Origin of the sequence: Methanothrix sp., from assembly GCA_029907715.1 — an archaeon.
GTDB lineage: Archaea > Halobacteriota > Methanosarcinia > Methanotrichales > Methanotrichaceae > Methanothrix_B.
On sequence record JARYLI010000027.1, the window covers coordinates 1 to 10,902 of the forward strand.

A 10,902-nucleotide genomic window follows, 5' to 3' on the forward strand; every position below is an offset into this window, starting at 1 on the left:
CTCGATCTGCCGTCTGGTGGATCGGAGCACGCAAGAAGCGTCAGCTCAGCTTCAACCCGCCCATCTATCTTGGGTGGCGCTCCACTACGCGGCTTCTCGTTCAGCGCGCAATCAAGACCACCCTTCCAGTACTTGTCACGTGTATTACGCACCGTGCCCCTGCAAACCTTCAACACATCAACTATCTCTTTGTCACTCCTACCCTCATCAGCAAGAAGCAGTATCCTCGCACGCGTCAGACTCCTCGCAGATGCTTTACCCTTCCTGATGAAGCTCTCAAGCTCCTCTCTTTCGCCTTCTTTCAGACTCACTTCATGCAGTCTCTTTCTACCCATAGTCCGGGTAGATCAACGTAATGGTTGAAATATTTTGTTATGGAGCACTCTGCTCCCTAAACAATAGACTCCATCAAATGTTCGGAGTTCGTAACTCAGGAACTCGATCAGGAGAACGCGGCTCATGCGTGAGGCCGGTTACCTGGACGAGGAGGGGAATCTCGTCAAGCGGGCGTAGGCGGCTGAGCGATCTAGGCGGATGAGGAAGGGCGGGAACTTGAGAGGCAGTAAGTGTGACCTCTTCTCCGGCCAGAAGGCTGGAGCTTGAGCTTTGTCATCCTCCTTCAGGCAGCCAATTCTTCTACTACGGTATTGCGATTGCTCCACAATACCGGTTTAACTTCATAGTTCTGTAATGCATCGGTAACATTAGGAGGGATCTCTCGCTCAGAGTCGTCCAGTAGAGCATACGCTTTAGAGTCTCTGTCACGCGCATCCCTGGTATCGTACCAGGAAAAAGCAATCTTCACGACCTCGTCCCTGGTGGGGCGATCAACGATCTGAATATATCTATCCGGATATATCTCGGATCTGCTTATTAAAAGGTCAAAATGGTGCTTAAAACCGCTTTTGCCAGTGAGTATGGGGTTTTCGACATAAATGATATCATTAGCTTTTAACCATGCAATTACATCTTCGTAGAATATGTGTGATATGACAGGTGAAGCCAGATAAAAAAGATCGTTTAGAGCAAGCATTGCCTGGATTAGGCTGTGCATGCAACAAGCAAGGTTATGTTCTGTGGCTTTGACTTCTAATGTATTATCCACTAGAGAAACACCAAAACCATTTAAGATTAAATCCATTAAGTTTTTTCTTTTCGGGGTGTCTAACCTACATCCAGACTGAAGAAGGTCGTTTATCACATAACCGTCGTCCATGAGGCGGTAATAGCTATCGTATTTCCTGACATATATCTGCAAGTAATCATTATGCCGATCGAGATAGGGAAATGTAACCTCCATCCAATCACCTATCTCTTTGAGGCTTATTTTGCTTCTTAGCCATTCAACATACAAGTCGGCTAAATTTCCTGCATTATCCATATTCTGGGATCCCCTTTTGCATTTTTATATGTGGTGGGCGGATTATATTGCAGAAACTCATAAAATCAATCAGAGTCATCCATATGTCATTTGTATCGCGAAATTTATCTGGAGGTACGTGGTCAGCCCATTTGTCACCGTATCCCTCTCTATAAATATGCATATGAGGGCAGGGCACTTCTACACCATTTGGATTCCGATGAGGTCCACCACCCAAATCAAGCCGCACTAAGATTATTGTTTCCCTGGTTCGATTTTGATATGTTACTTTAAGGGCGATTTGGACACGACGTGATAGATCCAACATAAATTTCTCCTTTCTGTCACAGGACTCTAAGGGGATTGCCAGGGGTTTCTCTGGTGTCCATTCATATCCTTCATCACATATACTACATTTTTCCATAGATATCAATATGTCCGCCTCTCTTTGAGTAAGCTCGACCTCTGTCATACAGGTGTCCTCATTTTGATTCTGACGCCCTCCTGATAAAATAAATTTTCGATACGTTGTAGTTCATGCGCGATTCCGGCTGCCGGTAGATTTGTGAGCAGGGCTATTCGATAATTCAAAGACATTGCTGACGTAAATGCAAAATGGAATGATATGAGCGGGTAGGGGAGTGGGGGGAATTAAAAACATCATGATACCCGCTCAGCGGTTGTCGATTGCATCGATTGTATAAATAACTTGGCTCGTCCAGCTGAATTATCGGGCTGGCAGAGAAATGATGGAAACTATAGCTAATGGCGCTGATTTTGCTCGAGACGTTTGAACTGCATTTGAGGACAACTTCAGAGTCTGAAAAAGGTAAATAAAACATTTATATATAAAATACTCCAGCCGTAATGGTACATAACTTACCTCGACCTTCTCGGCAGCTCTTCGGATCTGGATCTCCTGGAGACCTCTGTGCTCCTCGATCTCCTCGCCACGTCTGATCGAGTTCTTCTTACTACATCTAACATGCGTATCAAAATTTCATACTTACAATAAGGATTTAAAACCTTCGATTAGCTGTAGGACCTTCTTGGGGCGGCATGTGCGATGGAAACTCCCAGGTTTCAGACAGAAGTAGGCGATCTAATAAAACTTTTATACAATGTATGTCTCATCAGCTCGAACATGCTAGACGCTAGCATAGATCCCGCGCTGGCCTGCCAGATAGTGAGCTCGCTCGGTCAGCCTGTTGCTGCGTCGAGGATCGTGGACGGAAAATGGATCATCGAGTATGCGAACCATGCCTTCGCCCGCCTGCTTGGAGTTTCCGTTAGCGAGGTCATGGGGAAGTCTTTTGAGGAGTTCATGCACCCGGCTGACATCCCGAGAGTTCAGGAGGGCAGGGCGAAGAGGCTCAGAGGGATCACGGACAGCTATGAGGTCAGGCTTCGCCGGAAGGATGGCTCGACACTGCCTGTGCTCATAACAGCCGCACCCAGGTTTGATGGCGAAAAGATCGTGGGCTCCATATACGTGCTGACAGATCTGACATCTCACTATTCTATTCTGAGGCAGCTGGAGAGTTCCGAGAGGAGGCTAAGGGATATCCTGGAGTTCATGCCGGATCCTGTCGCTGGTATAGACCGCGAGGGCAGGGTTATCATCTGGAACAGAGCACTGGAGAATCTCACGGGAGTGAAGAAGGACCAGATGCTCGGTAAGGGCGATTACGAGTGCGCGATCCCGTTCTACGGATACAGAAGGCCGGTGCTTGCAGATCTCGTGCTCCACGGATTCGATGAATTCACCGCAAAGGAGTACAGAAACCTGCACCGGGAGGGTAATGCGCTCACTGCTGAGGTATTCATACCCACGTTCGGCCCAGAGGGTTCGCATCTCTGGCTCAAGGCTGCGCCAGTGTACGATGCAGATGGCAATGTCGAGGGCGCTATAGAGATTATACGGGACATCACAGAGTGGAGGCGGACCGAGGAGGAGCTGCGGAGGTTCAAGGACTCGCTGGAGCAGATGGTGAGGGAGAGGACGGCGGAGCTGGAGAAGAGAAACATGGAGATGGAGCGGTTTGTGTACACGGTATCACATGACCTCAGGAGACCGCTGATCACAATAAGCGGACTTGCGGGCCTTGCGGAGCTCGATCTCGAGAAAGGGGATGTTGAGAAAGCAAGGGAAAGCCTGAGGACCATCATCCGATCTGTTGAGAATATGGATGCGCTCCTGAGCGATATACTAGAGCTCTCCAGGATAGGCCGTGTCATCAACCCGCCTGAGGATGTGCCTTTTGAGATACTGGTTAAAGATGCGATCGATCAGCTCGCTGAGGTGATCAAAAAGAGGTATGCTGAGATAAAAGTGGCAGAGGGGATGCCCACGGTCCGCGTCGATCGCGAGAGGCTCATCGAGGCGCTGGTCAATCTGATCGACAACAGCATAAAGTACACGACGAAGGATAAGAGGCCTGTGATCGAGATATTCTGCAAAGATGGAGTCTTCTGTATCAGAGACAACGGCATCGGGATTCCTGAGAACCAGCGTGAGAAGGTTTTCGAACTCTTCTACAAGGTCGATCCGAAGAGCGATGGAACCGGTGTCGGGCTGACCATAGTCAAGAGGATCATCGAGGTTCATGGCGGAAGGATATGGGTGGAATCAGATGGATGCAGCTGGACCGCGTTCTGCTTCACGCTGCCGGTGGTATTGATATAGAGTAGCAGGGAGGAAATTCCGGTCTTCAAGGCCGGAGTTAAGCCGTATCACCCTCGGAGTGATTGCGTATAGCATGTGGAGATACTGGATAGGCAGATCGAAGAAGCAGGAAGCCCTTCTCATTCAGGAGAAGAGGGGAAGTCACTGCAAAAGCACATATTAGGATCGATGGACATACAGAAATATCTTCTGAATAAATAAATGATTTTGATAGATTACACCGAAATATTCATATATAAATTAATAAAATACTTACTTAGTATGAAAAGATTTAAGAGGTGTAAAATTTGTTTATCAGATTGATGCAAGTAATCTCTTTATTTTTGACTGCATCGATTTTAATGGCACTGGGAATAGGAGCATATGCATCGAGCTCTGACGAGGTCATAACTATAGTAGATTCCGCTGGAAGGGAGGTAATAGTCCCGTATCCTGTGAAGTCTGTGGTGGTTCTTTGGAGCAACCCAGCTAAAGAGATGCGAGCTCTGGGGGCGGTGGACAGAATTGTGGGCATGGATCAGTCAACCAAAGACGAGGTGGATAAGGGAACACTTCCAGAGCTGGCAAACGTACCCGTGGTGGGAACTCAAGAGGAGCCGAACTATGAGAAGATCGCCGAGCTGAAACCCGATGTTGTTATATGCCTGTCAGCCGGGTATCCACCAGAGCCCGATGAGGTGCAAAAGAAGCTGGAACCGTTTGGGATAAAGGTTGTGGGGCTGGATTTCTACAGGACTGAAGTCTGGTTCGATGAGATAAGAACGCTTGGCAGGATGCTTGGAAAGGAAGCCGAAGCCGAGGAATACATGTCATTCTTCAGGAGCTATTATGACCTGATCAACCGGACACTTGCCACGATACCGGACACAGATCGCAAGACCGTTTATTTCGAGGGCGCCAAGAAATATCTCACATATGGTGGTGCAGGCTACGGCAGCGGAATACCTAATATGATCCGCGCTGCAGGCGGCAAGGATCTGTACCCTGAAAGATCGGAGCTGGCCTTTGAGGTTGATCCTGAGGACGTTGCCAGAAGGAATCCTGACGTGATATTCAAGGGTACCACCTTAGGGTGGAACGCAGATAGTGAGGAGCAGTTCAAGGCCATTCGAGATGAGATCATGAGCCGGCCTGAGCTTGCGAACACAAAGGCGGTTAAGAACGGCGATGTCTATGTCATAAGCTTCGACGTAACCGGCGGGGCCGGTAAGAAGTTTGGACCTGTCTTCCTAGCCAAGGTGCTATATCCGGATAGGTTCAAGGATCTGGATCCAATAGAGTTCTACAGAGAGTATCTGAATAGGTTTCAGGGGTTGGAGTACAGAGGCATATACCTCTATCCCAATCCCTGATTTTTAGCGATAATCATACAGCTGTTCACGCACCCGTTAATGTGCTCATTGGTACGATCAGCTGCGACTCTATGAACCATCTTGGGAGCTGAGGGACCTTATGCATCGTCCAGATAGAATTACGAGTACGTCTTTAAAGATAACAGGGAAGGCTGACAGTAGGGGTGCCAGGCAAGCCTATTCGGAGTTTGTTGCAAGGAAGATTCTGTTTCTGATTGTGAGCCTTGCCATTATGCTGTTTCTGGCTGTTTTATCGGCTTCCCTGGGAGGTACCACAGAAAGCTGGAGCGAGGTTTTTCGTGCGATACTATCGAGGTATTTCTCATCCATAGAAAGCGATCCCTTCGTGGAATCGATAATCTGGCATCTCAGGCTTCCCCGTATCTTTATGGGTATAGTGGCAGGGGCGGGGCTGGGGGTAGCAGGGGCGGTAATGCAGGGTGTAACAAGAAATCCTCTTGTCAGTCCGTTCACCGTGGGGATATCATCTGCCGCAGCCTTCGGTGCCTCTATGGCAATAATGTTCGGGGTAGGTTATGCGGGTATCGGAACTTATATTATAATCCTGAGCGCCTTCATATCCGCTCTCGGCTGTGGTTTCTTGGTATTTTTTATAAGCCGCTTGAAGAGATCGTCCCCCGAGACTATGGTTCTTGCGGGTATAGCGCTGACTTACTTCTTCGGATCGTTGACGGCGATACTCCAGTTCTTTGCGAATGAGCAGCAGCTCAATGCCATGGTCAACTGGACCTTTGGAACTCTCTCTGGGGCCGACTGGCACAAACTGACAGTGGTCACTGTAGCGTTTCTCCTGTCGATGCCAGTTTTTATCCGTCTCTCATGGGACCTGAACATAATGTTCTCTGGAGGCGATGAGGCTGCTAAAAGCCTCGGGATAAATGTGGCCCGGGTGAGAAATGTGTCGCTTCTGCTATCTTCCTTCATCACGGCTGCGATAGTCTGCTTCACAGGGATAATCGGTTTTGTGGGATTGGTTGCACCACACGTTGCCAGGATGGTGCTGGGAAGCGACCACAGGTTTCTCCTTCCCGCCTCATGCGTTGTTGGCTCTATCCTCGTGATCGGGGCTGACATCGTTGGAAGAGCAATCCTGGCGCCAATAATCATACCTATAGGGATCGTTATCTCGTTCATAGGAGTCCCAATGTTCCTTTACCTGGTGATGACCAGAGATACAGGATGGGATTAGTCGTGTCCGGAGAAAATGTGATGGGTGAAAAACCGGTTATATTTTACAGCAGCTCCTTACGGCTTGCTGGAGTCCTCAGGTATCCGGTTGGGATTAAAGATCCTTTACCTGCAGTCCTTCTGATTCATGGATCCCTCGAGCAGGACAGGGACGGAAATCTCTTAAGCAGGCCTGCCGGAAGGCCATCACCCAAAAAGAATTTCTTTCTAGAAATTTCAAAAAGGTTGGTCTCTGAAGGATTTGCAACCTTCTCATGGGACAGAAGAGGTATTGGAGATAGCGAAGCTCCTCTATATGATGGAGGGTACCTTCAGGATGCCGAGGATGCAATTGCTGCCTATCGGGCGCTATCTTCTCTCGATCTTGTAGATCCCGAAAGAATCGCCGTTCTAGGTCAGAGCGCTGGAGTCTACACAGCATGTCTCCTGGCTAAAAGGGAGAGGAGGGTGAGAGCTTACATTCTCCAGGGAGGTCTTTACAGAGACTATGCAGAGATGATGATTTTCAATTACCGAAGAGTGGCAGAATATGCCGCACAGAGCCCGGAAAACCTCCAATGGGTGGAGGATAACGACCCAGTGGGCCTGGTTATAGGACTGAACCTCCAGTCACTTATGGAAAGAGCGAGAATGGGTGAGACCGAACACTGCTTCAGCTACAAGGGAAAAACATGGAGGATCCGGCACGACCCGATCTGCTATTTACCCGAATACTCACCAAAAAACCAGTTCAAGTACATACAAAAGCCGGTGCTTGTAATTCACGGTGCGTGCGATCTAAACGTTCCGGTTGAGGATGCATTAATGATCGAGCGGGATTTGAAAGAGCATGGTAATGATAACGTGGAGCTGGTCATAATACAAAATGCAGATCACAGCTTCCAGCAGATCGCAGAGTCATATGATCAGAGGCTCAGAGAGAGAATGTCTCTTGAAAGCTTTCGGCGACCCTATCGAGAGGATTACTTTATGGCAGTTGCATCGTTTCTCAAAAGGTGGCTTTGAGGCAGCCTAATTGTATTTTCAAACCTGTAAAGCAAAAAGCCCCGGGGATTAAGTCATCTATATATGGCACAGCTAGCAATCATAGCAGAAATATCTTAATCATAGTCGTAAAGTCTTGAATATGACCATCCTGGAAGATGCTCTGGCCGGCAGGGAGACAGATGTTATAAGTAGAGCGGCGCGGGTCGAGAGGATGAAACCCAGCATTATGGAGAAGCTGGTAGCCTCGGGAAGAGTCGTTATAATGCAACGCGAGGGCAAACCACCTGTTGGAATAGGGCAGGGTATCAGAACCAAGATCAACGCCAATATAGGCACATCCACAGAGAAGATCGATGCAGCTGTCGAGATCGAGAAGGCAAGAGTAGCAGAGAGGTACGGCGCTGATACCATTACCGACCTTTCCATGGGTGGGCCTATTGACGCCATCCGGGAAAGCATATTTCGAGAGACCAGTCTACCAATTACAACCGTACCCATCTATCAGGCGGTTGCGGATGCGGGATCCTTCAGGGCGGTGAGCGAGAGCGAGTTGTTGGCGCTTATTGAAAAGCATGTGCTGGAGGGGATCTCCTCTATCGTCATTCATGCTGGCTTTGACCGGGATCAGCTGGAGCAGCTGAGAGAATCCAGGAGGATTATGGGCATGGTCTCCAAAGGTGGCTCGTTTACAGCGGCATGGATGCTGGAGAAGGACAGAGAGAACCCTTTTCGTTCCCACTTCGATGAGATCTGCAGTATACTCGCTGAGAAGGACGTAGTCCTCTCGCTAGGAAACGCCATGAGAAGCGGGTGCATCCACGACCCGATGGACGAACCGCAGAATAAGGAGATCGAGAATAACGCCGAACTTGCCCGGAGAGCCAACGAACTCGGTGTGCAGGTTATTATTGAGGGTATGGGCGGGCATGTCAGTGCTGATCGTATACCACAGTACGTGGCCCGCTATAAGAGAATGACTGGTCACAGACCGCTTTTCGTGGCCGGCCCACTTCCAACTGACATTGGAGTTGGACACGATCACATAGCGGGAGCTGTAGGTGGTGCATTAGCTGCCGGAGCTGGAGCAGATTATCTATGCTACATCACTCCCTCGGAGCACCTGGCGCTACCAACTGTCGATCAGGTCAAAGAGGGAGTTATCGCCTTCAAGATAGCAGCACATATTGGGGATTCTATAAAGTACGGTCTCAGCTCCAGGGACAGAAAGCTCGCTAAGTGCAGGAGAAAGAGAGATTGGGAAGACCAGTTCAAGTACGCTCTTGATGGTGATACTGCCCGGCGGATTCATCTTCAGGGCCAGACCGAAAGCTGTTCGATGTGTGGGAAATACTGTGCCATTGCTATCATGGAAGAATACCTGAAGAGGAGTTAGTGCCTAAGCTAAAGTGATGATGGAGGCAGTTTACCTTCCAGTAAACCATGTGACTTTCTTCCCCTGAAATATGGAAGAGCTTCCTGCTTCATAGATCTAGTTAGCTGGTATTTCCACAAGCTCGCGAGAGGGTATCCAGCCTTATGGAGCGGCTGAAGAAAAAGGGCGGAGGATCGGGTATCGTGCAGGGGCCGGATGAGTAAGACTAAGATCCTCTCGTCACATACGATCTGCGAAAAACTTAATCTCCATGGAGATCAATATATGCATACAAGGGCGGAACGTATTATGCTGATAATATAACCGTACCTCCTTGCTAGTTCCGCCCCCGCTCTTTCACAAGCTTTGAGAGCTCCCTTCGGCAATCGGTGTGAGACCTACTGAGTGGCTACAGCAGCCTGTTGCATGAAATCGTAAGCGATAAAGTATAATGATATCAAATTTTTGTTAGTTCTCTGCGACCACAGAGATGCAGTCATCGCCCACTGACCACTCAACCCCCTCATAGAGATCCGCGAGAGGCCTCCAGAACTCAGCCGGCTCAAACTCCATCCTGTATTTATGCCTGTCTGTGAAGCTCAGGTGTATCCTCTTATCACTCATGCCTTGCCCTTCCGCTCAACGATCTCAGCAAAAGCAAGCGTCCCGCTTATCTTCTTCACCTTGGCCTTGACGATCTCGCCCTTCGATGTGTTCGGCACAAAGATCAGGTACTTGTCCACCTTGGCTATGCCGTCACCCTTGCTCCCCACAGACTCTATTCTGAGTTCGTAGGTCTCGCCCTCCTCTATGACATCCCTGGCCACGACCGCCTTGGCCTTCCGCTTCCTGACCGGCCTGTGTGCCCCACACGCGTCGCACTTCAGCATCAGAACCCGATCGCTCTTTATGAGGTGCGTATCAGGGAGCTTGCACTCTGTGCATATCACATACTCATCCACGTAGGCCTCGATCTGGTTCTGGATCGCCTGCTCTGTGAACTTACCCTGAAAGATACCACGATGCCCCTCTATCTTTCCCGCGGTGCCCAGCTCCTGAAGAAGGAACTTCATCAGGTGGTCGGGATCCCTGTTTAGAGCATCCGCTATGGATGCGAAGTTGTCAAGCACTGTCGTCTTGCCCTCGTAGAATATCCTGGGCACAGGGATCTGGAACCTCTCCTTTGTGCCCTTGGTGGCGGGCATGGATCGCATCGCCCGCTCGAGTCCCGCTAGATAGTCCTCCAAGCCTGGTCACCGCTCAGGAGCCCACGATGATCTGGACCGGCGAGGGCAGCTTGTGTCCGGCCCTCCGGAGAGCCGTCTTGGCCTCCTCAATGTGCTCGGGGTGCACACCCACTGTGAATATCCGCTGTCCAGGGTAAACCTGGGCCGCTGTGCCGACAGGCTTCCCGAATGCGCGACGCATGCCGCTGGAGACGCGGTCCGCCCCTGCGCCTGTCGCCTGCTTGTTCTCCCTTATGACATGGTGTGGATACACCCTCAGCTTGAGATGGAAATCATTCCTGCCCAGTGTTTTAAGGAGATAACGGTTTGCAGCAACCCTTGCTGCCTCGAGTGCTGTGTGTCTTATCTGACATGGCTCTCTCACAACAAGAGAGAGCTTCACAGGAAAGTTCTCCGTGAGGTTCCCCATGTCGTAGTGAACGACCTTGCTCCCAGGGACTCCTCCGATGTACTCCCTGCGTGTGTAAGGCCGCTCGATCCTTCTGTACATGCTTCCAGGTTTTCGCGCCAAATAACACTCCTCCGATGAGCTTGATACCTGCTACCTGCCACCCACTAGTTTATAAGTCTTAGTATCTGAGAGGCGGACCTGTCTGAATAACATTATTACCTCCTCGCGACGTTGCAGTAGAACATAAACATTTTACAGAAGTTGTTCCAGCATTCTATAGCTCTTGTCCATCGCAGGC

11 protein-coding genes are annotated in these 10,902 nt (G+C 49.7%); 5 read left to right on the forward strand and 6 right to left on the reverse strand.

All coding sequences use genetic code 11. The annotated features are described in order from the left end of the window. The 3 genes from QHG98_09465 to QHG98_09475 form a co-directional block, all read right to left on the reverse strand. Window positions 1-335 (reverse strand): helix-turn-helix domain-containing protein (locus QHG98_09465; protein ID MDH7597944.1); only part of this gene is annotated, 335 nt, incomplete at its 3' end. 284 nt (window positions 336-619) lie between these two features. Beyond that, window positions 620-1,381 (reverse strand): DUF1829 domain-containing protein, encoded by a 762-nt coding sequence (locus QHG98_09470; protein ID MDH7597945.1) that lies wholly within the window; start codon window positions 1,379-1,381, stop codon window positions 620-622. Then, a complete protein-coding gene (locus tag QHG98_09475; protein ID MDH7597946.1) occupies window positions 1,374-1,832 on the reverse strand; it encodes a hypothetical protein in 459 nt (152 codons plus the stop codon). Before QHG98_09475 ends, QHG98_09470 begins: the two co-directional genes overlap by 8 nt. 672 nt (window positions 1,833-2,504) lie before the next feature. On the opposite strand from QHG98_09475, the gene QHG98_09480 reads away from it, so the two are divergent. From QHG98_09480 to thiC, 5 genes are all read left to right on the forward strand, one after another. After that, window positions 2,505-4,046: a PAS domain-containing sensor histidine kinase gene (locus tag QHG98_09480; GenBank protein ID MDH7597947.1), complete on the forward strand. Its 1,542-nt coding sequence runs from the start codon at window positions 2,505-2,507 to the stop codon at window positions 4,044-4,046. A gap of 341 nt (window positions 4,047-4,387) precedes the next feature. Continuing rightward, window positions 4,388-5,398: an ABC transporter substrate-binding protein gene (locus tag QHG98_09485; GenBank protein MDH7597948.1), complete on the forward strand. Its 1,011-nt coding sequence runs from the start codon at window positions 4,388-4,390 to the stop codon at window positions 5,396-5,398. 100 nt (window positions 5,399-5,498) lie between these two features. Then, entirely contained in the window at window positions 5,499-6,608 is a 1,110-nt protein-coding gene (locus tag QHG98_09490) for an iron ABC transporter permease (protein MDH7597949.1), read from the forward strand. A 20-nt stretch (window positions 6,609-6,628) separates the two neighbouring features. Continuing rightward, the gene (locus QHG98_09495; protein ID MDH7597950.1) at window positions 6,629-7,612 is read left to right on the forward strand and encodes an alpha/beta fold hydrolase; all 984 of its coding nucleotides are present in this window, start codon (window positions 6,629-6,631) and stop codon (window positions 7,610-7,612) included. A gap of 121 nt (window positions 7,613-7,733) precedes the next feature. Next, window positions 7,734-8,987: a phosphomethylpyrimidine synthase ThiC gene (thiC, locus tag QHG98_09500; GenBank protein ID MDH7597951.1), complete on the forward strand. Its 1,254-nt coding sequence runs from the start codon at window positions 7,734-7,736 to the stop codon at window positions 8,985-8,987. A 447-nt stretch (window positions 8,988-9,434) separates the two neighbouring features. On the opposite strand, the gene QHG98_09505 is transcribed toward thiC, so the two are convergent. The 3 genes from QHG98_09505 to QHG98_09515 are packed head-to-tail and all read right to left on the reverse strand — an operon-like array spanning window position 9,435 to window position 10,724. Next, a complete protein-coding gene (locus QHG98_09505; GenBank protein ID MDH7597952.1) occupies window positions 9,435-9,590 on the reverse strand; it encodes a hypothetical protein in 156 nt (51 codons plus the stop codon). Beyond that, entirely contained in the window at window positions 9,587-10,213 is a 627-nt protein-coding gene (locus QHG98_09510) for a translation initiation factor IF-2 subunit beta (GenBank protein MDH7597953.1), read from the reverse strand. The genes QHG98_09505 and QHG98_09510 overlap by 4 nt, the downstream gene beginning before the upstream one ends. Window positions 10,214-10,226: 13 nt before the next feature. Continuing rightward, window positions 10,227-10,724, reverse strand: coding sequence for a 50S ribosomal protein L16 (locus tag QHG98_09515; protein MDH7597954.1), 498 nt, complete (start codon window positions 10,722-10,724; stop codon window positions 10,227-10,229). Window positions 10,725-10,902 lie beyond the last annotated feature (178 nt).

Bases quoted from the DNA above. Each gene is read 5' to 3' on its own strand.
- QHG98_09470 (MDH7597945.1), bottom strand. From the start codon at position 1,381: ATGGATAATGCAGGAAATTTAGCCGACTTGTATGTTGAATGGCTAAGA.
- QHG98_09475 (MDH7597946.1), bottom strand. From the start codon at position 1,832: ATGACAGAGGTCGAGCTTACTCAAAGAGAGGCGGACATATTGATATCT.
- QHG98_09480 (MDH7597947.1), top strand. From the start codon at position 2,505: ATGCTAGACGCTAGCATAGATCCCGCGCTGGCCTGCCAGATAGTGAGC.
- QHG98_09485 (MDH7597948.1), top strand. From the start codon at position 4,388: ATGGCACTGGGAATAGGAGCATATGCATCGAGCTCTGACGAGGTCATA.
- QHG98_09490 (MDH7597949.1), top strand. From the start codon at position 5,499: ATGCATCGTCCAGATAGAATTACGAGTACGTCTTTAAAGATAACAGGG.
- QHG98_09495 (MDH7597950.1), top strand. From the start codon at position 6,629: ATGGGTGAAAAACCGGTTATATTTTACAGCAGCTCCTTACGGCTTGCT.
- thiC (MDH7597951.1), top strand. From the start codon at position 7,734: ATGACCATCCTGGAAGATGCTCTGGCCGGCAGGGAGACAGATGTTATA.
- QHG98_09505 (MDH7597952.1), bottom strand. From the start codon at position 9,590: ATGAGTGATAAGAGGATACACCTGAGCTTCACAGACAGGCATAAATAC.